Source organism: Rubripirellula reticaptiva (assembly GCF_007860175.1).
In the GTDB taxonomy this organism is placed as follows: Bacteria; Planctomycetota; Planctomycetia; order Pirellulales; family Pirellulaceae; genus Rubripirellula; species Rubripirellula reticaptiva.
Genome location: NZ_SJPX01000001.1, coordinates 914,612 through 938,391, shown reverse-complemented (window position 1 = coordinate 938,391; position 23,780 = coordinate 914,612). Strand labels below are relative to the sequence as shown.

At 55.0% G+C, this 23,780-nt stretch carries 15 protein-coding genes; 7 read left to right on the top strand and 8 right to left on the bottom strand.

What is annotated here, in order from left to right:
- Window positions 1-89 precede the first annotated feature (89 nt).
- A complete protein-coding gene (locus Poly59_RS03510) occupies window positions 90-1,358 on the top strand; it encodes a PQQ-binding-like beta-propeller repeat protein (RefSeq protein WP_246151349.1) in 1,269 nt (422 codons plus the stop codon).
- Between the two features lie 73 nt (window positions 1,359-1,431).
- Here Poly59_RS03510 and Poly59_RS03505 read toward each other — a convergent pair whose 3' ends face one another.
- Both Poly59_RS03505 and dxr read right to left on the bottom strand, forming a co-directional pair.
- Entirely contained in the window at window positions 1,432-3,633 is a 2,202-nt protein-coding gene (locus Poly59_RS03505) for a M50 family metallopeptidase (RefSeq protein ID WP_146532647.1), read from the bottom strand.
- Window positions 3,634-3,771: 138 nt separating this feature from the next.
- The gene (gene dxr / locus Poly59_RS03500; RefSeq protein ID WP_246151348.1) at window positions 3,772-4,977 is read right to left on the bottom strand and encodes a 1-deoxy-D-xylulose-5-phosphate reductoisomerase; all 1,206 of its coding nucleotides are present in this window, start codon (window positions 4,975-4,977) and stop codon (window positions 3,772-3,774) included.
- A gap of 436 nt (window positions 4,978-5,413) precedes the next feature.
- On the opposite strand from dxr, the gene ftsH reads away from it, so the two are divergent.
- Both ftsH and Poly59_RS03490 read left to right on the top strand, forming a co-directional pair.
- On the top strand, window positions 5,414-7,693 hold the full coding sequence (ftsH, locus tag Poly59_RS03495) for an ATP-dependent zinc metalloprotease FtsH (protein WP_146532645.1): 2,280 nt from the start codon (window positions 5,414-5,416) through the stop codon (window positions 7,691-7,693).
- A 129-nt stretch (window positions 7,694-7,822) separates the two neighbouring features.
- The gene (locus Poly59_RS03490; RefSeq protein ID WP_146532644.1) at window positions 7,823-8,011 is read left to right on the top strand and encodes a hypothetical protein; all 189 of its coding nucleotides are present in this window, start codon (window positions 7,823-7,825) and stop codon (window positions 8,009-8,011) included.
- Between the two features lie 38 nt (window positions 8,012-8,049).
- Here the strand turns inward: Poly59_RS03490 and Poly59_RS03485 are convergent, their stop codons facing one another.
- Entirely contained in the window at window positions 8,050-8,376 is a 327-nt protein-coding gene (locus Poly59_RS03485; RefSeq protein WP_186775998.1) for an STAS domain-containing protein, read from the bottom strand.
- Window positions 8,377-8,445: 69 nt separating this feature from the next.
- A complete protein-coding gene (gene pyk, locus Poly59_RS03480; RefSeq protein ID WP_246151347.1) occupies window positions 8,446-9,969 on the bottom strand; it encodes a pyruvate kinase in 1,524 nt (507 codons plus the stop codon).
- 363 nt (window positions 9,970-10,332) lie between these two features.
- Between pyk and ptsP the strand changes: the two genes are divergently transcribed.
- Window positions 10,333-12,702: a phosphoenolpyruvate--protein phosphotransferase gene (gene ptsP / locus Poly59_RS03475; RefSeq protein ID WP_146532642.1), complete on the top strand. Its 2,370-nt coding sequence runs from the start codon at window positions 10,333-10,335 to the stop codon at window positions 12,700-12,702.
- A gap of 49 nt (window positions 12,703-12,751) precedes the next feature.
- Here the strand turns inward: ptsP and Poly59_RS03470 are convergent, their stop codons facing one another.
- On the bottom strand, window positions 12,752-15,838 hold the full coding sequence (locus Poly59_RS03470) for a PVC-type heme-binding CxxCH protein (RefSeq protein ID WP_146532641.1): 3,087 nt from the start codon (window positions 15,836-15,838) through the stop codon (window positions 12,752-12,754).
- Between the two features lie 74 nt (window positions 15,839-15,912).
- Complete coding sequence (locus Poly59_RS03465) at window positions 15,913-18,138, bottom strand: glucuronyl esterase domain-containing protein (RefSeq protein ID WP_146532640.1); 2,226 nt, start codon at window positions 18,136-18,138, stop codon at window positions 15,913-15,915.
- Window positions 18,139-18,183: 45 nt separating this feature from the next.
- On the opposite strand from Poly59_RS03465, the gene Poly59_RS03460 reads away from it, so the two are divergent.
- Window positions 18,184-18,948 (top strand): glucosamine-6-phosphate deaminase, encoded by a 765-nt coding sequence (locus tag Poly59_RS03460; RefSeq protein WP_246151346.1) that lies wholly within the window; start codon window positions 18,184-18,186, stop codon window positions 18,946-18,948.
- Entirely contained in the window at window positions 18,945-19,853 is a 909-nt protein-coding gene (locus Poly59_RS03455; protein ID WP_146532639.1) for an N-acetylglucosamine-6-phosphate deacetylase, read from the top strand. Before Poly59_RS03460 ends, Poly59_RS03455 begins: the two co-directional genes overlap by 4 nt.
- Window positions 19,854-19,930: 77 nt before the next feature.
- On the opposite strand, the gene rrtA is transcribed toward Poly59_RS03455, so the two are convergent.
- Window positions 19,931-20,575: a rhombosortase gene (rrtA, locus tag Poly59_RS03450; RefSeq protein ID WP_146532638.1), complete on the bottom strand. Its 645-nt coding sequence runs from the start codon at window positions 20,573-20,575 to the stop codon at window positions 19,931-19,933.
- Between the two features lie 27 nt (window positions 20,576-20,602).
- Window positions 20,603-22,759, bottom strand: a complete 2,157-nt coding sequence (locus Poly59_RS03445; protein WP_146532637.1) for a VIT and vWA domain-containing protein — start codon at window positions 22,757-22,759, stop codon at window positions 20,603-20,605.
- 216 nt (window positions 22,760-22,975) lie between these two features.
- Here Poly59_RS03445 and Poly59_RS03440 point away from each other — a divergent pair, with 216 nt between their 5' ends.
- A complete protein-coding gene (locus tag Poly59_RS03440; protein WP_146532636.1) occupies window positions 22,976-23,767 on the top strand; it encodes a site-2 protease family protein in 792 nt (263 codons plus the stop codon).
- Window positions 23,768-23,780: the final 13 nt, after the last annotated feature.

Below are 23,780 nucleotides of genomic sequence, written 5' to 3'. Positions count from 1 at the left end.
GATCCATGCTCTATCGACCCTTTGGCCGAATGCGACTCTTTTCAACGGTCGCGGCGTTTTGTTTTACCGCAATCACGGCGAGTGATTCCATGGCTGATAATTGGCCGGGATGGATGGGGCCGTCTCGGGATGGAGTGTACCGTGAAAAGGGAATCATCGACGAGGTGCCTGCCGAAGGCTTGAAGGTCAAATGGCGAACGCCGATCGCAGGCGGCTACGCTGGTCCTGCGGTCGTAGACGGCCGCGTGTTCGTGTTTGACTATCAAAAAACCGCTGGCGAAGCGTTTAACAATCCCGGCGAACGAGCCAATTTGCAAGGGCAAGAACGTTTGACCGTGCTGGAGGCCGGGTCCGGAAAACAGCTTTGGCAATATGCTTACAATTGCCCCTACAGCATTTCCTATCCAGCCGGCCCACGTTGCACGCCGACCGTTGATGGCGGACATGTTTACATTCTGGGCAGCGAAGGCGACTTGCAGGCTTTGCGAGTCACCGACGGCGAATTGGTTTGGAAACGAAGCCTGAAGGAAGACTTTTCTGCGGAAGTGCCAATCTGGGGATTTTCTGCACACCCGTTGGTCGATAGTGATCTGCTTTACACCATGGTCGGCGGCGACGGACAAGGCATCGTCGCATTCGACAAGTTGACCGGCGAAGTGAAATGGAAAGCAATCGATTCGGCAGCCGGTTATTGTCCTCCGTCGATTATCGAGCATGGTGGTGCGAGGCAATTGATCGCTTACACGCCAACGTCAGTGACTAGTTTGGATCCTGCGACCGGCAAACAGTACTGGAGCATCCCGATCGAACCGAGCTTTGAAATGTCGATCGCGCGTCCCATGGTTGACGGTGACCTGATGTATGCCAGTGGCATTCGCACCGAAGCGGTGATGATCGAACTGGCAAACGATCGTCCTAGCGCCAAAGAAATTTGGCGAGGCGAACCAAAGAACGCAGTTCACAGCGCCAATGCGACACCGATTTTCGCAGACGGTGTCGTCTACGGAACCGATTGTGACCAAGGCAGCTTGATCGCGGTCGATGCCAAAGACGGTTCGCGGTTGTGGTCAACGTTCGAAGCCACCAAGCCCGACGAGAAACGATTCATTAAACACGGAACCGCTTTCTTGACTCGAGTGGCCGACACCGATCGCTATTTGATTTTCAGCGAAACCGGCGACCTGCAAATGGCAAAATTGACGGCGACGGGTTACGAAGACCTCGGTCGCTTCCACGTCCTCGAACCGACCTCAGAGTGTTTTGGCCGGTCCGTGGTGTGGAGTCATCCCGCGTATTCTGGACAGACTGTTTTCGCACGCAACGACAAAGAGATCGTAGCTGTTGATCTGGCAAAATAGACGCATGGGTTTGGGTCCCTGCTGCAAACGCGGCAGGGACCGACGAGCTATGCTTCGCCGGATGGCATGACAGCTAGTTCAGATACCGGAACAAGTCATTGGCGAAGACCACGACCATCAAGGTCAACAGCGATAGCAGTCCGATGATGGTCAGGCGGAATTCCAGTTGTTCGTTCGCACGCTTGCCGACGACCAATTCATACAGCAGGAACATCATGTGACCTCCGTCGAGCGCAGGGATCGGCAGGAAGTTCAAGATCGCCAAGTTCATGCTCAACATCGTCAAGAACATCAATTGGGGAGAGATCCCTTTTTCGGCTTCATTCTTGGCGATGTCGACAATCGCCAGCGGGCCGCCAACGTGTTTCAGACCGATGCGACCTTGCGGCAACATCTTCAAGAATCGCACGACATCTTTGAAACGACGTTGACCTTCGCGGAATCCCAGCGATAACGCCTGGCCGATCGAGTCGGCTTGCTGGACGGCTTCGCGCGGAGGCAATCCGAGTCCTCGATCGAACAAGTATCGGTCGTCTTCCTGGATGGCCAGCGTTGATGAAACGATTTTATTGTCGGTTCCGCGAGTCGCTTTGACTTCCAGCTTTGCCCCGATGGGCAAGTACTGGATCGTATCGACAAACGCATTTAATGGCGTCGTCGAAGTGAATTCCTGGCCTTCACGCAGCGATTCAAGGACCGGTGCGTATCGTTCGTCCTTCAACCACTCGGGCATGTCTGCATCGTCCATCACCAAACGGACTTCTTGCAGTTGATCGCCGGGTTGCAAAGCCTCGCCATCGGTGGACTGTTCATCCAGCACACGGCTTACCGTGGGCAATGGCTTGTAAGCAAATCCAAACGAGTTGACACCGATGTCGCCCGACAGCACCGCAGTTGGCGAAAGCGTTTGCAGCGAATCGTTGGGAGTGATCGTGATCGACACGGTCTCTGCTGCATCGTCTTGTCCTCGGCGGACTCGGAAGGTCAGTGGTTCGGTCGATCCGACCAGTTGGTTTGGCAAGCTGTAGGCGTCAACCGATTCGTTGTCAGCAACCGCTTCGATCATGTCGCCGACTTTTAGTCCGGCTTTATCGGCTGGTCCGCCGTCAACCAAGGCAACGATCGGGCCGACGGCGTAGCGGATGCCGATCGATTTTGCTTTTTGCGGCGGCAGGGTGACCTTGGTAACGGTCTTGGCCTCGTCCGCGCGCGTTAGGGTCAACTCGATGGATTCACTTGGGTGTGTGTACAAGTAATCAAAGAAGTTGGTGCCGGGCACGATCGAGGAATCGTCGATCGCCGTATCGCCGAATGCCGTGATGGTCGCGCCAGCATCGGCTTCGGTGAATGCTTCGGCAGCGACGCTTTGAGGGCGTGCGTATGATTTCGTGTCGAGTGTGACTGATTCGGGAATCGCGACACCGATCATGCGGAACTCTTTATTGTCCGGCAGCCCCTTGGGTTGCAGTTTAAAGTTGCGGACACCGTCGTCGTACTGGATGGCCACGTCGATCGGTTGGTCGGGCTTTTCGAATCCTTGCGTCAGGATCTCCATCTTCATTTCACGAAAGTGCATGTTGTCGTCATGCAACGTTCCGATCGATAGAACTTTTCCGCCCGGTTCGATTCCGGCTTGCCACGCAGGGCCGCCTGGCGTGACGCCGCCGACGATCGCGGGGCTGTAAGTGACGCCGTATCCGAACGCCATCGCAGCGAACAAGATACCGGTGATGACATTCACCACGACGCCGGCGCTGATGATGATCATTCGCTGCCAAACAGGTTTGGCGGGGAAACTGCGCGGGTCCAGCACGGGTTCTTCGGCCGTGTCACTGTCGACGGTGATGCGTTTGTTTTCTTCTTCGAGTTTGCGCGGATCGTCGTCTTGGCCGAGCATCTTCACGTATCCGCCAAGCGGGATGATGCCGATGCCGTATTCGGTTTCGCCGTAGGTGAACTTGCCCAGCGTCCGCGGAAACTTGATCGGTCCGATTTTGATCGGCACGTCAAAGCCGACATAGAACTTTTCGCATTTGACGCCGAACGATTTGGCGGCGACGAAGTGCCCGAGTTCATGAACGAAAATCACCAAGCCAATGCCCAGCGCGACTCGGCCCCACAGCATGATGTTGGTCAGCAAGGATGATACGAATCCAGGGTCATCCGTGGCGGCCAGCGGCAGGTCGACCAGCGAAAGGTCAGCAATCGGCAGGGAAGCCGCCAAAGCGATCGCATCAAAAATTGGAATCGCCGCTGCGATCGAGTCAATCAACATCTTCAGTTGTGCCTAAAACGTTCGGTCCGGACGGGGATAAATTTGTCGACCAAAATGTCGGCGTCCGGATGGGTGGGGAATGCAGGGTTTCAGTTCGGTATGTCTTATCGTGTTCGACGCGAATCCGCGTTGATTGGTTTACAGCTTAAATCGGTTTCGGGTTTCTAGCCGAGCCCAACGGTCCAGTTCCAGTAACCGAGCCAGCGGTGGGTCGGATTCGTGAGTGTGGTTTGCCAACACGTCGCGGCACCCCGAAACAATGTCAGTAAACCGAATTTGCCCGTCTAGGAACAGGCCGACCGCCTCTTCGTTGGCCGCGTTGACGACTGCACCAGCGGTACCGCCAGCCGCAGCAACCTCGAATCCTAACGCCAAACCGGGAAAACGCTCGAGGTCAGCGACTTCGAGCGTCAAATCCCATTGCCGGCCTCGGTCCAGACCCGGCGAGGCGCAGGGCAGCCGCCGCGGGTAGGTCAGCGCGTACTGGATCGGCAATTTCATATCTGGGGGGCTCAACTGAGCTAACACTGATCCGTCATCGAATTCGACCATGGAATGGATGATCGATTGCGGATGAATGACCACCTCGATCGCGTCGGCCGGCAAATCAAATAGCCAGCGTGCTTCGATGATTTCCAATGCCTTGTTCATCATCGTGGCGGAATCGATCGTGATTTTCGGCCCCATATCCCACGTCGGGTGGTCGAGCGCCGATTCGATCGTGGCGGACTGCATCTGTTGCTTGGACCAGGTGCGAAATGGGCCTCCACTGGCGGTTAGAATCAGCTTTTTGGGCTTCGGCGCTGGACAATCTGATCCCGCGATCGTCGCCGGCCCCATACACTGGAAGATTGCCGAATGCTCGCTGTCGACGGGCAGAATCTCGGCTCCGCTGGCCTGCATCGCCCGCCGAACTAGCGGCCCAGCGACGACCAAAGTCTCTTTATTCGCCAAAGCTACCCGTTTGCCTGCTTCGACGGCGGCCAAAGTGCTTTCCAGCCCGGCTCGCCCCACGATCGCTGCCACTACGACGTCCACCTCCGGGTGCTGGGCGACTTCGATCAACGCATCCGATCCGTAGTCGAGCCGGATGCCGGTCAGATTGTTGCTAGCAATCAAATCTTTGCGGGTATCCGCGAATGTTTTGGCCGATTCCGGATCGGACATCACCAACCACTGCGGGCCAGGATCGGCGGCAGCGGCGATTTGCATCAATCCGTCCAGATTGCGGTGTCCCGAGGCTGCCCACATTCGCCATTCTGACTCGGTGTCGGTTTGATTCAGATGGGTGATCACTTCGGCGGTCGCGGTGCCGATGCTGCCGGTGGCCCCCAAAACTGCCACGTTTTGGACTTTGCGATTGCTGGATTTGAGTTCTTGGACTGCAGCAGGTGCGTCATCGGAGTGGTGGGACTCTGAGGTAACGGACCCTGATTTACCCGACTGTGGGGTGGAATTGGGCGTCGATGTTGCGTCGGAACCAGGGTCAATCACAGCGAAGTGGCACAAAGTGAGAGGAACGCGAATGATGCAGCCGCAGAAAATCGATCGCTTACCATGATGGACGATCCGAACCATCGTTACGACCCGGTCGCAAAGAAGGTTGTGACGCCAGACGGTTGCCGAAGAACATAGTCAGTCCGACAATGCGTAACGAGACTGAAGATTGGGCAATCTACGCCATTTTGACTGACGATTCGTTCTGTTGGCGAAGTGGGGTAAGATGCCTTCTGAACCCCTTACGAACTCTTGTTTTCCAAAAGCGAACATTCGATAGCCCATGAGCGACAATCCACAGCGAAATGGTGACTCCAAGCCGGGCGGAAATGTCTGGTTGGTTCTGGTGTTGGTCACCACGGCGGTATTGGTCAGCGCGTTTCTGTTTGGCAGCACCCAGCGCCAGCTCCGTTATCCGGAACTGATGTCATTGCTGGAAATGGCGGCTGAGGCAAAAACGCAAGTGGCCGCGGATGCGACAGCCGCTGTCGATGAACCCATTGTTGACGAATCTGCCGGCGACGAACCAAAGGTTGACGAAACAACGGTCGCCAAAGCCGATCTAGCGGAATCGCCGGTCGACGAAGCGGGAGACCAGAAATCGGAGTCCGTCGACATCAAGAAATCGGACTCAAAAGACGCTGGATCTGCGTCTTCGGTCGCATTGCCGTCAACCAAAAAAACGTCGCGGGCGAGGCCGACATTGGTCGTCAAGTCGACCAAAAATCCAGAAATTTTGATCGAGTACAGTGAACTTCAAGACGTCTTAGTGGCTGACGAATTGATCACGGGAACCGTGATGTACCGATCCCTTGGCATGGGCGGAAACGCGCCAAAGGAAGCAGCCAAACGGGTTGAGTTTCAGACCATCCGTGACACTTACAACGAATCCGAACACGAACGTTTGGTCAGTTATTTGGAAGCATCCGGTGTGACCTGGGATAACGCCCGCCCCAGCCGATTGTTGCAAGATCATTGGCCTGAACTGTTGATGATCGGCATTCTGGTGTTCTTGGGCATCATGATGCTGCGCCGCATCGGTGGAGTTGGATCGCCAATGTCGTTCTCACGCAGCCGTGGCAAACTGTACAGCCAAGAAGAGCTTGCCCTGTCGTTTGATGACGCCGCGGGCATCGACGAAGCAGTCGAAGAAGTCCGCGAAATTGTCGACTTCTTAAAGAACAGCGACAAGTATCAGGCGCTTGGCGGACGCATCCCCAAGGGTGTCCTCTTGGTCGGACCACCGGGAACAGGAAAGACGTTGCTTGCCAAAGCGATCGCAGGCGAGGCCGGTGTGCCTTTCTTTAGTCTCTCGGGCAGCGACTTTGTCGAAATGTATGTCGGCGTAGGGGCGGCGCGTGTTCGTGACATGTTCCAGCAAGCCACCAATCGAGCGCCGTGCATCATCTTCATCGACGAACTCGATGCGCTCGGAAAGAGCCGCAGCGGTAACTCGGTGGGCGGTCATGATGAACGCGAACAGACACTCAATGCTCTGTTGGTCGAGATGGACGGATTCGTATCGAACTCGGGTGTGATCGTCATCGCCGCGACGAACCGTCCAGAAACACTTGACCCGGCACTGCTTCGTCCCGGTCGTTTTGACCGTCACGTGTTGGTGGACCGGCCCGATGTTGGTGGCCGCGAAGCGATTCTTAAAGTCCACGTCAAGAATGTGAAATTGGACGAGAAGGTCGACCTTCGAGAGATCGCGTCGATTACGCCTGGATTCGTCGGGGCCGACTTGGCTAATCTTGTCAACGAAGCGGCACTGTTGGCCGCGCGAGCGGAAAAGAACACGGTCGGCAGCGATCAATTCAATGACGCTGTTGAACGGGTCACAGCCGGTTTAGAGAAGAAGAACCGGGTGATGAACGCGGACGAAAAGATTCGTGTTGCGTATCACGAAGCCGGTCATGCGATTGTCGCTGCCGCGCTTCCCAACACCGACCCGGTCCACAAGGTCAGCATCATTCCGCGTGGTTTGGCGGCGCTCGGTTACACGATGCAACGTCCCGATTCGGAACGTTATTTGATGACCAAGACCGAACTGGAAAGCAACATGAAAGTGTTGTTGGCCGGAACGTTGACCGAAGAAATGACGTTCCAAGACATCAGCACCGGTGCGCAAAACGACCTTGAACGATGCACTGAAATTGCTCGCAGCATGGTCATGGATTACGGCATGAGTCGGCTTGGTCGAGTCAATTTCCGTCGCAGCAATCGATCGGCTTTCTTGGCTGGTGGCGGGGAGGGATACCAAACTGTGCACAGCGAAGAAATGGCGAAGCTGATTGATAAAGAAGTGACTCGTATCATTGACGATTCGCTGGCCCAAACTCGCGAGATTTTGGAACAGCGGCGTGACGTTTTAGAAGCCGTAACGCAGCGTTTGCTAGAGGTCGAAGCGATCGACAACGAAGAACTGATGCGATTGATTCGCCAGCACAGCCAAGGGCCTTGGTTGGTGCCGGGAACGGTCAGCGAAAAGCCGCTTGCAAAGTTGCGAGTCGACGATCGATCGAACAAGAATTTCAAGACTGACGCCGCTGATGGATCGTAGTCGGAAACCTTCCGATGAAACAGTAAAGTTCGGCTTGTTTCCATGTTGATTTCATCGCTACTGCGAAGGCGGCGCACTGGACGAGTCGACTGTTTCCCAACCATATCGCTTGTAACCCAGAGAAGACTGATGAGCTGCGCTCACCTGAAGAAGTTATACGACCTCTGTGCCAAAGAAGACATCAAGATCGGTGCATCCGACTTGGTCCGAATTGTCTGCAAGCAATGTGGCGAACAAGAATCGTGTCCGACACTGCTGATGGATCACATCGATGACGACAGCGTCGTAGAAGACAAGCCAGCAAAATCAACGTCATAGTTGCGGCGAGTACTTGAAGCGAAATGCACTCAAGTGCATCAACGCTGTTTGTGGGGTTTCGGCGGTTCGAAATGGCCGTCATGACGCAGTTCAATCAGCCGATCGAGTCGCGTTAAGGTGAAGACTTGAAAGACTGTTTCCTGCACGTTGGACAACACCAATCGTTGACCGCCGTTCTTGATGTGCAATTGCAGCCGAATCAATTCGTTTAGGTCATGGCTGCTGACTCGGGTAACGTCGCTTAGATCAACGATCACTTCAGCATGATCACAGTTCTCGGCAGTGCACTTTGCCTCTTTGAGCCAACCGTCGACTTGGCCCACGAAATCGTGGGATGGTTTTTGTGCATTGAATCCGATAGCCATGGAAGTTCCTTGTCGTTGATTCGAGTCGATGGTTTCGAACTTGCGATTCGCATTCATCGCAAGACTTAGTCACTCGACTTTTCTAAGTTGCATCGTGTCGATCACTTTTTCGTTCGCTAGCGCATTGGTGATCACCACCAACCATGAACCAGGAACGCACCAACGGTTCTGTTTCAACCTGTCTAACGAGTCCTGAATTGTTTGTTCGGGGTCGTCTGAAAATTCCATCAGAAATGGTTCAACACCCCAAGGCAAAAGCAATTGTCGGAAGGTCGATTCGACGTCCGTGAACGCAAAAATCGGTACGCCGCGCGGTCGCAATGCGCCAAGCACATACGCCAGGAATCCGCTGCGCGTGAACACAACGATACCCGACTGACCGAGATCTTGGGCCAGTACCGCTGCCGCTCGCAGCATCTTTGCTTTTGGTTCAAGCAGTTCAATCCGCGAGTTCAAGTCACTGCTGACCGATGGTTCGATACTTTGGATGATGTTCTTGAGCGCATCGACAGATTCAAGTGGATATAGACCCGTCGTCGTTTCGCCTGACAACATGACCGCGTCGGCTTGTTCGCGAACAGCATTGGAAACATCGGAAATCTCTGCGCGAGTTGGAATCGGTGATTGGATCATCGATTCCAAAAGGTGAGTCGCAATGATCACGGGTTTGCCACGCAACTGACATGCGCTGACCAACTGAGTTTGAACCAGTGGTAAGCGGTGGTAATCGATTTCGATTCCCAGGTCACCTCGCGCGACCATGATCGCGTCAGCCGCGTCGATGATCTCGTCCATGTTCCGAACGCCGGCTTGTTCTTCAATTTTTGCAATGATGCGAGCGTTGGATCCGCGTTCGTCCAGAAATTTGCGAAGCGTGTGGATGTCGGCAGCTCGGCGGACAAACGAAAGTGCCACAAAGTCCACGCCCGCAGCAATGCCCGCGATCAAGTCGGCTTCGTCTTTCTTGGTCAGTGCCGGTAAGTTGACTTCGACACCAGGCAGGTTGATGTGTCGGCGTGACCCGATCGAACCGGGGGTTAGCACTTTGCATCGAACGGTAGTGGTGGTCTTCGAAATAACTTTCAGTCGCATCAATCCACTGTCGATCAACACTGTCGCGCCAACGTCAATGTCGCGTGGCAAGTCTGGGTAGTTCACCGAAACACTTTTCTCGCCTTCGATCGGAGCTTCAGCGTTGGCGGTGTACAGGTGCAGTTCCTCACCAGCGACTAACTCAATCGGTTCGTCGACGCTGCCGGTCCGAATCTCGGGGCCTTTGACGTCGATCATCACAGCGACGTCGCGACCAATCTGGGCCGAAACTTCTCGCACCAATCCGATCACATCGTTGACCCACTGGCCAGTTGCATGAGCCATGTTCAATCGAAATACATCGACGCCAACATTGATCAGCTGACTTAGCTTCTCGCGCGATTCCGTTGCTGGGCCCAGAGTCGCAATGATCTTGGTGTGACGATAGTTGGGGAACTTAGCCTCCATGGAGCATGGACCGATCGAAAATTGGGGAAACAGCAGAAGAGTCGCGTACGGCAGCAACTCGATAGCAGTTACCGTACCTCGTCTTTCATTCATGCCAAGGTGTCTGTTGAGGGCGTCGAATTGCTGATAAACGGTGTCTTCGGGGGCTTGGGTTTCCAGTAAGCGTCTTCGTCAATCTTTCATGCCCGCAGATTGAGCGAAACATGCCCGCTGGTAAGGCATTCGTCTTGCCAGTCATCGTGGCAAACCGCATTCTTTAGCTCGCTAGATTGTTAAGAATCGTATTCGAAGGTTAGTTTCTGCGTGTCTGCAAGTGATTTCATGGGATCCGAGGTCGTGAAGGCGTCGATCGTTGTGATTCGGTATGCTGATTGCGAGGACGTCAGAACCTTTCTTACGACCCTTCCATTCTCTGTCTGCCCGTTCAACGTCGCTTCCGCTGACGTCTGCTGATTCATGGTTCAACCTCATTCAATCCGCGATACCGACACAGCGAAGAGCGAACGACTAGGGCTTTCGACGTTGGAGGACATTAGCAAGCTGATCCTGCAATCGAGTGGGCTCGATCAAACGCTTCGGAATATCGTTCGTTTGGTTGCCGATCGAATGCAGTCCGAAGTTTGTTCGATCTACCTCTGCGAAAATGATCGGTTGGTGTTGCGAGCGACTCTGGGGCTGGCATCCGATTCGACCGGTCGGATCAGTTTGGGTTTCAACGAAGGTTTGATCGGATACACCGCGGAAACTCGTAGCATCGTCAATGTGGGTGAACCGCAATCGCATCCGCGGTTCCATTACATCGCCGATTCGAACGAAGAAATCTATCACTCGTTTCTTGGCATTCCGCTGCAAGATCGTCAACGTTTGATTGGCGTGATGGCGATCCAAACCATCGAGCCGCGCCAGTTTGGCCCAATCGAGATCAGCACGTTGACGACGATCGCGTTTCAGTTGTCAGCAGTCGTTGCGAGTGCTCGTTTGTTGGACCAACTCGATCACGAACCTTTCAGGAACAACGATTCGCCATCAACGGACGTTGCCATCGTTCCGGTCGGCACCGATGGTCAGGTCGTCGCTGAACGGGTCGAGCCAACTGATTCACTATTGTTAAAGGGCGAATTAGGTTTCGGTGGCGTTGCGATGGGGCCGGCTTATCTGATCGACGAAGATCTTGGCGTGTCAGAGATTGGCGATGACGAACCCTTCGATTTGGGGACCGAACAGGAACGGTTGTCCGAGGCGATTGAAAAAGCAAAGATCGAAACGTTGTGTCTCGAAAAGCGAGTTGCCCAGCGACTCAGCGAAGAAGATGCAGCAATTTTCCATAGTCACTTGATGATTCTTCAGGACCGAGTCTTGTTGGAGAAACTGCGTGCCGACATCCATGACGGACGGAGTGCCGCATCGGCGATCAAACATGTGATCGGAGACTACGTCCGAGCGTTTCGCCGGTTGGACGATCCGTACTTGCAGGAACGCGCTGCCGACATGGAGGACATCGGTCGCCGGTTGTTGTCGAATTTAAGCGGACAGGTGCGTGACATCATTCAGTTGCCTTACGAAGCCATTGTCGTCGCCAAGGAAATGTTGCCGTCCGATATCGCATTATTGGATCACGCACGCATTTTGGGATTGGTTTTGGAAGCGTCCGATTCAAACGGACATGCGGTGATCATCGCCAAATCGTTAGGTATTCCCACGTTGGTGGGCGTTGCCGACGCGACGCGTCGAATTCGGCCGGGCAACAACTTGATTTTGGATTCGGCAAGCGGCGCGTTGCATATCGAGCCCGCCAAGCAAATTCGATCCGAATATCGACGTCTGAAAATTGACGGTCTTCGCCATCAAGAGGAACTCGAGCAGTTCAAGACGCGCGACGCGGTCACGGTCAACGGGACAAAAGTCACGCTGCGTGCAAACATCGGTTTGTTAAGCGATGTTTCAATCGCTCAGCAGTTTGGTGCCGAAGGCGTTGGGCTTTACCGCACCGAATTGCCCTACATGGCGCGAGCAAGTTTTCCAGATCGCAAAACACAATATGAAATCTATCGCCGCGTCGTTGAAGGGTTTCCTAGTCAATCGGTGACGGTTCGGACACTCGACATCGGTGGCGACAAGTCGTTGCCTTACTTCGATACGCCGCGAGAACTCAATCCGTTCTTGGGTTGGCGAAGTGTGCGAGTCTCGTTAGACCATCGCGATATGTTTCGCACGCAGATCGAAGCGATCTTGATGGCGGCGACTCACGGAAACGTCAAGTTGATGTTTCCAATGGTCACGACGTTGGATGAAGTATTAGCGTGCAAGATGGTCGTTGCCGAAGCCAAACAGAATCTGATGAACGAGGGTTGGACGATTCCTGACGTGCCGCTTGGAGTGATGATCGAAGTTCCAGGTGCAATCGCGATGGCAACTCATTTTGCAAAAGAAGTTGACTTTTTCGCGCTCGGTACCAACGACTTGATCCAGTACTTGTTGGCGGCCGATCGAGGGAACTCGTCCGTGAGTCATTATTACGATTCGTTACACCCTGCCGTGCTGGCTGCCATCGCCCAGACCGTCGCTACGGCGAAACGTTGTGGGAAGAACCTGTGCATTTGCGGAGAGATGGCTAGCGATCCCGCCAGCTTTGCACTGCTGGTGGGGTTGGGGCTGCGAGAGTTTTCGGTGTCGTCGCCTTCGATTTTTGCATTGAAGGCGCTGTTGTCGAAGCTCGATATCAAAACGCTTCAAAATGTTGCGGAACAGGCGATGGCCGAGTCCAGCGGCGCGCGAGTTCGCAAACTGATTAGCGAAGCATTTGGACAAGTACCAGCCAAGGATTGATCCCGTTTATGAACGGGATCCTGGCAGATGTTAGCTGCACTATCGCCGGCTACGGCTTGGCATCACCGGTTGGCATGGGTACCTGGCTGGGATGGCTTAAGTAGGCGACCAGGTCACGGATTTGATCGGCCGATAACGTGTCGAACAAGCCATCCGGCATGGGCGATTTCTCGGTGATCTTTCGCGACGCGATGGTTGCTTTGTCAATCGTGAATGATTCGGTTGCTGTTTGCATCGACAACGTTCGCTCATTTTCGCTGGTCACCAATCCGTTCACGATTCGGTCGTCTTCAAGCAACAAAATGGTCATCCGAAAGTCTTTGTCGACCACCGCGCTGGGGTCGATGATATTGGTCAACAAGTAGTCCAAGTTCGCCCGGTTCGCGCCGGTCAGATCGGGACCCACTTGGGCACCTTCGCCATACAAGCGATGACAAGTTTGGCAGGCTTTGGCAAACAACGCCCGACCCTGGCTCTTGTCGCCTTCGGCCAATTGTTTCGGAACGAGTGACTTCTTCAGCGAATCGATCGTCGCTTGTTTGGCGTCGGGCGTATCGCGAACTTCGCCCCAAACTTCGCCCACTGTTTTCGTTAAATCTGCATCGTTCATGCTGTGGATTTGACGTACTTGAAAGGCAGACAGATCTTGGCGATTGATGGACCCCTTCTCGATGGCGGCCAGCATCGCGGTTGCGAATGACGGACGTGACGCCAGGATCGACATGATCTTGGGCCGCTGGGGAGCACGGAATCGGTTGTAGGATTTGACCAACGCCTTTCCGATTTCGGGGTCGTCAAACCTCGACAAACCCTGCGCGGCCAATACGTTCATTTTCGGATTCTGAAGCAGGCTCTCGCAAATCTGACGCAGATCATCGGGGTTGTTTTGGATCAACGACGCTAGCGCCGACAATCGGATTTCGTCATCGGCTTGGACCTTACCGCTGACGATTTTTTTGAGTTCGTCGATCGCGCGGCCATCCCCGAAAACGACGCTCAGTTCGCGAACGTACGATTTGATCGCGGGTGAATCGAGACTCGTCAATTGGTTCCATGATTCCGGTTGGGGTGCCGATGCTAAACCCTTTAGTCCCTCACTGATACCCATCAATACGGTGGTCGTGAACGAGTCGTCACTTTGCTTGGCCGTGGCAGCAAGCAGATTGTTGATTGCCTCTGGATGCTCGGTGATCTGTTCGGCCAACGACCGAGAAATCAGACGCAGTGTCGTCGGCAATTGGCAAGCCATGGCGACATCGACGAGTTGTGTCGGATCTTCCATCGAGACAGGGATCAGCCCGTACCAGATCATCAGCGGCAAGTTGTGATCGTCGGCATTCGCGACGTGACCAACAAGTGCCTTGGCCAACGACGGTCGCAGAGCAACGGGCAGTCGTTGGATCGTTGATGCGAGCGTCAAATGAACACTTGCGGCGGGTTCTGTGCTGGCAAGTTCGCAGAGCTTTGTGATCAGGTCGTTTGCTTGGTCGTTAACCGATTTTGCGATCGTTGGTTCCATCCATGCCAGGCCGAGCGCGTCATCGATTGGCCACGTTTCGGTCAGCATGCGAATGATCCAAGACCGAACGTGTGGATTGGCGTGATCAAGGGCCGCGACCAAGTATTGATGATCGGTCCCGCCAATCGAATGCAGCGTCAGCAGCGACTGTACCAAAATGGTTTCATCCGTTGGATCTGCGATCGACTGTTTCAAGATCGCGACTGCGTCGGACATGTCAACTTCTTTGGCATGCCGGCGTGCCAGTTCCAGGCGAGCCTGGCGGACTAGCCAGTCGTTTGGTTGATCATGAGTGGCAACGAGTTGTTGAGTAGTCCAGGTTTGCAGATCCGTGTGGGCGGTCTCCGATGTATCGTGCTGCGAGTCGCTTGAGATCTTGAAGACTCGACCGCTGGTTCGGTGGACGCCCGTGTGTTCATGGCACTCGCCCGCATCCGCCCAATCCAACACAAAGACGTTTCCGTCGGGGCCACTGGACAGTTCCATCCCGCGGAACCACGGATCCGCGGATAGCATGAAATCATCACCGTGGCGGGCGATGTAGCCACTGCCCTTGGGTTCTAGGAATTCTTGGTTTGCCCGGCGGCCATGGAAATTCAGTGTGAACAGTTTACCGTTGTAGGATTCCGGCCAACGTCCGCCTTGATAGATCATCGTTCCGCAGTGCGCGTGGCCACCGCCGAAAGCATTGGCCACTCCATCACGAGACTCGTTCCACGCCCCCTTGGTGTCAAAGTGCCAATGGTCGGCGTGGAAGTCGATCAGTTCGTAGGTGCGTGGATTTGGGTCAAGTGTGAACGGGCGAGTGAAGTGGGCGCCGGGAATCATGTGCCAAAGGTGCCCATTGACTGTGTTGACGAAGAACATTTCGCCGACGTTGTTCCAGTCATGGCCCCATGGATTCGTGGTCCCCGTGGTCAGCACCTCGGTCTGTCCGGTGATGGGGTGATAACGCCAGATGCCACCTTCTAAGGCTAATCGTGTGTGGTCAGGCGCCCCCGGTTTACCAATACGACCGGGGCACGACCCGCCGCATCGACCGTACAACCAACCGTCCGGTCCAAATTGCAGTCCGTTCGCAAAATTGTGATAGTTAGCTTGGGCAACCGTGAATCCGTCCAAGATCACTTCGCCATCATTGTCGGGGATGTCATCGTGATTGCGATCGGGAATGAAGATCAGCTTTGGCGGACACATCAACCAAACGCCATCATGGCCGACCTCGATGCCTGTCAACATTTGCACGTTGTCAGTGAACACAGTGCGCTTTTTGAAGTGATCGCCATCGGTGCCATCAAAGATCACGACACGGTCGCGAAGATCCAATTGAAATCGCTGAGTGCGTTCGGCGTACGTGTAGTTTTCGGCCACCCACAATCGACCTTTCGAATCCCAGGTCATCGCGATCGGGTTTTGCACATCTGGTTCGCTTGCAAAGACGCTGGCGCGAAAGCCCTCGGGCAATTGAAAATTTGCTGCTGCTTCATCCGCTGGCATCAAAGTTTCGTCCGAGATCGGTTCGCTATTGAACAGTTCCGGGAAATCGGCTGCGGCGATGGTGTGACCGGCAACGAATAGAATCACGAGGGCGCGAAGCAAAGCGACTGGGGTGTTCATGAAGAACTCAAAAGGTGGGATCCGTGGCCAATGCCAATCCGGAGATTCTGATTGCGAAGACGTTCATTCTACTCTCAATCCATCAACGAATTGATTTCGTCATTCACCTTGGAATCCTTCTGGGGCGAGGCGGAGAACTTGAACGCATCGGCGACCAGGCGGGGTAACGGCGTTTCACCAAGGAAGTGCAGTGAGTGGGGGGCACGAAGCGCCAAAATTGCTGGTAGGTCACCGTACTTTACCGATCCCGGCACAAAATTGGGATCACGATAGTTGGTGACCGATGCAAACCGAAAACCGTCGGTATCGATGACTGCGTGATTAATCGACGGTCCAGCAATCGCGGCGGCGGGCGCGGCCCAAGCCGCCGTGCCCTTGGTGGCAATCAACGTGACTCGCGTCGGTTTCAGGGAATGGGCGTGGGCAGCAAGCGTTAGCAGGTCCTGGCAACGTGAGGCAACTAGCGTTGGGTTGTATCCGAACGTGAAAGCAGAATAAGAGCGAGGGTCGTCGATGACTCGCTGTGTGTTTGATGCATCGCTACCGTCCAGGAATTCACCCTGTCCGATCAAATCGGGCAGCATCACGGTGAAGCCGGCTTGGATGACTCGGTACAGCGGTGTGCCGGGTGATCCGGCGTCTTTCCAGACAGAGTTTTTGCCGCCGCTAGCCGTCCAAACCACGATTCCTTTCGAAGCATCGGGGCCCTCTGCACGCATCACCGTGACGAGTGGCAATTCACTGCCTAGTGCGGTGGCGCGGACCAGTCCAAGAGTCCATTTTCGGTGTTTTGTTGATTGCGATGCCACTTCGCGGTACGTAGTTTCGGGAGCGACATCAGCGCCCATCATGGTTTGCCAAGCTCCGCCGACAACTTGGCGAAATTGATCGATGTCTTGTTCGGTCATGGGTTTGTCTAAAGCCAATACTTGATTCGCTTGATCATCGAACCAACCACACACCGAACGTTCATGAGGGATGCCGGTTTCGGCGGGCGCCGAATGTTGGTCACCCCAAACGGTGATTTCTGATTCGTCGAAGGGTTTGAAGTCCTGTTCAATGATGGGTTCTTCAAGGCCAAGCTTTAGATGGCGATTCATCCACTGGTACATCGTCGCGCGGGTGACGTAGTTATAATTGTGCTTGAAGTTCAGCATCGGACGACAATGCACATCGGATTCGTTGCCGATCATCGCGTACAACCATTTCAGTTCCGGATAGCCATCGTTCATCATGTCGGATGTCCAGTCATCGGCGGCCGTCATCGCCTGCGGTCGTGGCGCGAACAACGCCGCCAATTCAACGTTGCCCGTGCCAATCCGCAGTAGGTTGCAATTTTCGCAGTAGCAGCCACCCTGCATCGAGGTCGACACCATGCCGTTGGGGAACGAGACCTTGATTCGCTGGTCAATCGCACCGAGCAAAATCGATTGCGTGCCGCCGCCGCTGCCACCGGTGACCGCCAGCCGATCGGCGTCCACGTCAGGCAGAGATTCCAAAAAATCGAGTGCGCGAATTGCGTTCCAGCTCTGCAGACTCATGATCGATTGCAGTCGTAGATCGGCTTCGGGGCTATAGAAGATCCATCCATCTGGATTGCCGGCCGTTTCCTCGGGCCTAGCGCCTGCGTGACGGTGAGCGATCTCGAAAGGAATTTGCACGGAATCGCCATATCCGAGCATGTCGAAGATGAACGTTACGCATCCCATGCGGGCAAGTTGTGCACATCTGGCAAGTTTCGGAGTTCGCCCGGACCAAGCAAAGTGTTCGCCGCCGGTCGCGATCTGGTTCGCCAGTTCTTGATCGGTGAACGCTTGGTTGCGTCCACCGTGGCCGTGCGGCGATAAAACACCAGGACGTTTGGTTTGAGTGGTCGTTTCATCGGTTGACTCTTTGGGATCGGTGGGCCGAAACAGCAGGCCGGTGACGTAGTGCCCCGGCAGACTTTCGAAAGCAACTTTCTCAATCGAAAAACCGTCACGCAGAACTTTGTCAAAGATCTTTGCATTCAGCGGCGTCTTTGCAGGCATCGGCCAAAGACCACAGGCGACCAAGACCCGACGACGCAGTGATTCGGCGCGAGCGTGCCAAGCGGCAGGATCGGCGGGCACGTGGAATGGGAAGTGCCCATTGAGCGTCTTCAGCTCGCCGATTCGCGCGTCGTCGGGTCGCTGGTCAGCCGCCAGAACACGAATCTCGGCATCGGACGCTGATTGTTTGACGGCATCGTCGGCCTGCGCGCCGCTGATCGATACCAAGCAGCATCCGAATACGAAAACGATTAAACTTCGTCTCAACATTATTTGTTCTCACACGACATTGTTCGACCTACCCACTAATAACCCATGCAAACGATCTTAACCGCTGACCGAAATGCCATGGGGCGACTGGTGGCTGACCGAGCCGCCGAAGATTTGCGAAATGCCATCCAGCAGCATGGTCATGCAAACTTGATTGTCGCGACGGGTGCATCACAGTTCGAAGTTTTGGAGAACCTTGTCAAAGCCGATGGCGTGGACTGGTCACTTGTCAACGGTTTTCATTTGGACGAGTACGTTGGTTTGTCCGCGGAACACCCTGCGTCGTTTTGCCGTTACTTGAAGGAACGTTTCGTTGATCGCGTCCCGCTTGCCGACTTTCAGTACCTATACGGCGACCAAGATCCCGCCGAAACCATTCAGCGAGCCAGCCGGTTGATCAGCGAATCGCGAATCGACGTCGCGTTGGTCGGAATCGGCGAGAACGGACATCTTGCCTTCAACGATCCGCCCGCGGACTTTGAAACGGCGGATCCCTACTTGCTCGTCGAACTGGATCGTCCTTGTCGCATGCAGCAGGTTGGTGAAGGGTGGTTTGCACAGCTGGATGATGTCCCCACGCACGCGATCAGCATGTCAGTGAAGCAGATTTTGAAGTCGATCAAAATCTATTGCAGCGTTCCGGATTCTCAAAAGTCGGTCGCCGTTGCGGCGACGATTGAGGGCCCGATCACACCTGCCGTACCAGCAAGCATCTTGAAAAGCCACGATCAAACGCTGCTGATTATCGACGAAGCATCGGCGGCCAAGCTTTCGCCTGAAACTGTGAAGACACTGGAACGGTCGGCATGACGGGCTTCGTTGATCTGCAAGTCAATGGATACGCGGGTGTCGACCTCAATGCCGATGAAATCAGCGATGAAGCGATCGTTGACGTTTGCGTGCGTTTGAAAGCGGACGGTGTCGACAAAATTCTCGCCACCATCATTACAGCGCCGATCGAAGCAATGCGTTCGCGAATCCGACGGATCGCGGTCGCTATTGATTCGTTTTCCGAAGTGTCGGCAGTGATCGCTGGGATTCATGTCGAGGGTCCGTTCATCAGCCCGGTCGATGGATATGTCGGTGCGCATCCGAAGGATGCTGTCATGAAAGCTGACGTCGAGACAGCGAGTCGCTTGGTGGAGGCTGGAGGCGGTCACGTTCGGCTGCTGACGTTGGCCCCCGAGATGGATTTGAACGCAGTGGTAACTCGCCATTTAACCGAACAAGGAATCGTGGTGGCCGGTGGTCACTCGGACGCGTCGGGCGATCAGCTTGACGCGGCGATCGATTCGGGGTTAACGCTGTATACGCATTTAGGCAACGGTTGTCCGGCGATGTTGCCGCGTCACGACAACATCATCCAGCGAGTGCTCGCTCGCAGTGATCGTGTTTCGGTTTCGTTGATTGCCGATGGCCACCACGTACCCGATTTTGCACTGCGGAACTATTTGCAATGCATCCCTGATGACCGAGTGATCATTGTCACCGATGCGATCGGCGCGGCCGGTCTCGGTCCTGGGCAATACACGCTAGGCGATCAAACGGTTCACGTGGATTCGGATGGCGCAGCCTGGGCCGCCGATCGAAGGCACTTTGCAGGATGCGCGACAACGATGCCAACAATGGCGAAGATCTTGCTAGATCGAGTTGGCGCAAATCCCGAGCAAATCGATCGATGGACGCGTCAAAACCCAATCACGTTACTCGGTTGATGAAGTGCGGTAGCGTTGCTTTATCGATCTGAAATCCAACAGCACGTTGGTATTGCCACGTCTCTTGCCGTTCGGGTTCATACGCCGCGAGCACTGCTGGTCGCACGGCTATGCTTGGTACTGAACCAACCGTTTTGGAACGCGCTTAGCCGTTGGATCGGGATTCGATAATGGGCTGATGCACAGACCACGCCGATTGCGGCGCCGGCTAAGTGGGACTGGACCAGTGGTGTGAAGGTTGATGAGTCGACGAATACGGTTTGGCCGGTTTGCGCTTCAAAGATTGATTTTCCTACCAATCCGATTGCCGGAACTAGCCAAAGTGCGGCTGACTTTTTGTCATTGGCCATCCAGCTTGCCCGGCATTGGTCGATGACGAACCAGACGAACAGTCCGGTGTCGATTCCGCTGAGCCCACGATAGACGTCGATGCCGTCACACCAGACCGCAATCGACGCGGTGATCCCTGCAGCCATGAAGGCCATGGCGAAGGGAAAGAACCGACGGTGTCTGCATTCGCAAACCGCGCCTAGGACACCAAACATCAGCAGGTCCCAGAACAGATGTGAACCGTCGAAGTGTGTGAAGTGCCCCGTCAGAATTCGCCACCACTGACCGTCGCCGATCAAGTCGAAGTCGACTTGGCAGAGTGTCGCCAGCGAAGGTGATGCAAACGTCGCGATGGCGGCGATCGCGACGACGATGGTGGTGGGCGTTTTCATGGTGGGTTCCTCGGCAAGTTTTTTTGCTTAAGCAGATTTGCGGCGGCGAGAATTCGTGCGGCGCCGGGACAAGGCAGCGACACCGGCTGAACCCAGGGCGATCAGCGCGGTGAATGGTTCAATCGCTCCGCCGCCGCCACCACCACCCGAACTGAATCCAAAGTCCAGGTCGACACCGCGGTTGTTGTTCTGGTCGTTCTTCCTGGGCGGTGCCGACGGCGATGGTGTTGCTGCTGATCGGTTTTGAGGGGACACGGCGGGCGTGTTGGCTTTGGTCGACACCAATTTTTGCGAACGATCAAGTTCAAAGCTGTCATTGACACGGTTTCTCAGTTGTGTCAGCTTCGCTTGAACGGCTTGGCGAGACGATCGGTCGCGAGTGATACGGATGGCGTTTCGTTGTTCGATCTTCCATCGTTTGAATTCTGCGTCGTTTTCCAATACCAACATTGACGCGTGCGGCGAAACGATCGAGTAGCCTTCGCACAGACGGACGATCTCGTCTCGCATCGAGGCACCCCCGGTTCGCTCGGCGGCCATCAATCGGGCGACGCGTTTCTGTGCCCACATCCGTTCGATTTCGCTGTTGCCATCGACATTGTCGCCGTCGGCTGGCAACTTCATGTCGACGGTTTGTTCCCAGGGAGCGCCTTGCACCTGGCCTCGCAGGGTGACCGTCACCGCTGCCGCGTCGCCGTAACGCCCGTACATTCTTAAGGGGGTGCCGTAGAACAAGTCGCCGGCGGCGGTTGGTTCAACGTCCGTGATCCGGCCACCATCGAAGGAAAGGCTGAGGTTTTCGATCGCTGGGCGAACGAGTTTTTGTCGCATCAGTTTCGCTTGCCGGCCAAAACTGTCTTCGGTCGAAACGAATGCTGCCAGTCCTCCGGCACCGGTTGCTATTTGTTCCAGCAGCGGCCGGTTCACTTCGTTGCCAACGCCGATGCAGAACACACGTACGCCGGCCGGTCGGCTGCTAATCAAACGCAACAATTCGGCTTGCTCGCCGAGCTCCGTCATGCCGTCGCTAAGCAGTACCACATTGAGCGGTCGATCGTCGTCGCGGTAGGCATAGGCAGCCGACAATGCGGGTTGCAGTACGGTGCCGCCGCGGGCGCGTTGGTCGGCGAAGAAGTCGCGAGCCTTTTTAAGATTATCTTGCGTCGGCGTTTCCATCTTTTGAAACAGTGGCGTTGGCGCCAAGTTGAACGCTAGGCAGTCAAAACGGTCTTCGGCACCGAGCGAATCGATGAACGCCATCACACTGTTGCGGCTGATCGCCAACTTGTCATCGCGAGCCATGCTGCCGGAAACATCCAACAGAAACACATAGTCCATCGGTTCGACGGATGCGCTAAGGTCTTCGCCCGGCGTCAACGTCATCATGAAGTACCCGTCCTCGCCCTTGGGGTGGCTAGTGACCACATCCAACCCCGTTCGTGCGCGTTTGGTTTGAACGGCCATGACGATGTCGCGTGACAAGTCGCCTTCGGTCAACTCCATGGCGGCTTGGGCGTAGTCCGCTTGATGCGAAACGACAACGAAATCTTCCGTATGAGATTCGCTGCGCAGTTCTTCGATAGGGACTTCGCTTTTCAAGTCGACGTTCATCGAGAATCGTCCACGAACCTTGGTGTCGAGGGGTTTGCCGTTGACGTTAGTCGCCAGCGGATAGACGTAGGTTGCCCAGTCGTGGTCGATGTCGAGTTCTTGGTAGTACTCGATCCGAACCCGTTGTTCAGCGCCTGGCGCAATGGGAAAGATTCGCATTTCAAACTGCTTGAAATCGACCTGTTCCAACAGACCAGGGTCTCGACGTTTCTGTTTGTAGCTGTTGTAGATTTCGCGAGCACGCTGCTTTTCGACGACTTCACCGATCATTTCTTTGCCGCCGATCCACATGCTGAAGTTCGACACGCTGGCTTCGCGGGGAACCGGAAAGGTGTAGAGGGCTTCGACTTGTCGGTTTTCTGTATTCAAGAAGACCTGATCGACTTGAGTTACCGCGATCGAGTTATTGATCGTGACGCGAACATCTTGAGACTGGATTTCCAAGACGCCGCCGAACCCACCGTCGGCGACCAACAGGCCGGCCGCACTGGCGGGAGAAACTTGCGAGCCGATCGCGAGCAAAGTGGCCGCAGCAAAGGCGGCCGCCACGGTGAGCCGCTGGGATTGGGACATGGTGAATCTCCGGACAATGTTGGGGGGAACGTCGGCAAAACGTTGCCGGCTAACCGTCCAGAGCCTGCATGCAAGAGAGCGCTGCGCACGAATATCGATCGTTCAGTCGAATGGGTGCTAGTTGAACAATCGCCAGTGAAAAGGCGCAGAACCCACAATGACGAGCTGATTGTTAGAATGTGCCGATAACTTTCGAACTCCCACCTAGCGACACTGATGCTGCTGCAAGAACCGAGTCACTCACCGTACGATTTGCGGTTTCAATTGCTGGGCTTTCCCGTGCGAATCGCGTGGGGATTTTGGTTGATGTCGATCATCATTGGGTACAACTTTGTCCAAGGATTGGACATGATGCTGCGGCAACTCAGCCCCGGCGTGGTGCCATTGTTGTTGGGTTGGACGTTGTGCGTGTTTGTGTCGATTTTGATTCACGAGCTCGGCCATGCGCTGGCGTATCGGCAGTACGGAATCGAATCATCGGTCGTGCTTTATCACTTTGGCGGTCTCGCGATTCCACGTGGCGGTCGGTCGTACGGAAACTTGGGATCACTGCAGAGCATTTGGATTTCGTTCGCAGGTCCGTTTGCGCAGCTAGTGTCGGCAGCGATTTTGATCGTCTTGGTGAAGTTTTTGGGGTATCGCTTGGACCAATTCCAAACAATTTTTCAGTTTCCCAATGTCCTGCAAAATGCCATCGGCGCCGACCAAGGTGAGCCGCTGTTGACGCAGAGCGTCGGGTTATACGCATTGGTCGATTTCTTTTTGTTTCCGAGCATCTTTTGGGCGATCTTGAACTTGATCCCGGTGTTGCCGCTTGATGGTGGCAACATCACAAGTTCGATCGTTGATCTGCGTGGCGGAAGTCGTCAGACAGCGCTTTGGATTAGCGTGATTGTATCGGGATTGATCGTTTTGTACGGGTTTTCTAATGGAGATCAGTACTTGGCGATCATGTTCATCATGTTCGGCATTTCGAATTATCAGCAGTTGCAACTCGCAGGCAGATGACACATTTGCGTCG

Coding starts and splice junctions, on each gene's coding strand:
- pyk (WP_246151347.1), bottom strand. CDS start 9,969: ATGAATGAAAGACGAGGTACGGTAACTGCTATCGAGTTGCTGCCGTAC.
- Poly59_RS03465 (WP_146532640.1), bottom strand. CDS start 18,138: ATGTTGAGACGAAGTTTAATCGTTTTCGTATTCGGATGCTGCTTGGTA.
- rrtA (WP_146532638.1), bottom strand. CDS start 20,575: ATGAAAACGCCCACCACCATCGTCGTCGCGATCGCCGCCATCGCGACG.
- Poly59_RS03485 (WP_186775998.1), bottom strand. CDS start 8,376: ATGGCTATCGGATTCAATGCACAAAAACCATCCCACGATTTCGTGGGC.
- ptsP (WP_146532642.1), top strand. CDS start 10,333: ATGGTTCAACCTCATTCAATCCGCGATACCGACACAGCGAAGAGCGAA.
- Poly59_RS03440 (WP_146532636.1), top strand. CDS start 22,976: ATGCTGCTGCAAGAACCGAGTCACTCACCGTACGATTTGCGGTTTCAA.
- Poly59_RS03460 (WP_246151346.1), top strand. CDS start 18,184: ATGCAAACGATCTTAACCGCTGACCGAAATGCCATGGGGCGACTGGTG.
- Poly59_RS03510 (WP_246151349.1), top strand. CDS start 90: ATGGCTGATAATTGGCCGGGATGGATGGGGCCGTCTCGGGATGGAGTG.
- ftsH (WP_146532645.1), top strand. CDS start 5,414: ATGAGCGACAATCCACAGCGAAATGGTGACTCCAAGCCGGGCGGAAAT.
- Poly59_RS03470 (WP_146532641.1), bottom strand. CDS start 15,838: ATGAACACCCCAGTCGCTTTGCTTCGCGCCCTCGTGATTCTATTCGTT.
- Poly59_RS03490 (WP_146532644.1), top strand. CDS start 7,823: ATGAGCTGCGCTCACCTGAAGAAGTTATACGACCTCTGTGCCAAAGAA.
- Poly59_RS03445 (WP_146532637.1), bottom strand. CDS start 22,759: ATGTCCCAATCCCAGCGGCTCACCGTGGCGGCCGCCTTTGCTGCGGCC.
- Poly59_RS03505 (WP_146532647.1), bottom strand. CDS start 3,633: ATGTTGATTGACTCGATCGCAGCGGCGATTCCAATTTTTGATGCGATC.
- Poly59_RS03455 (WP_146532639.1), top strand. CDS start 18,945: ATGACGGGCTTCGTTGATCTGCAAGTCAATGGATACGCGGGTGTCGAC.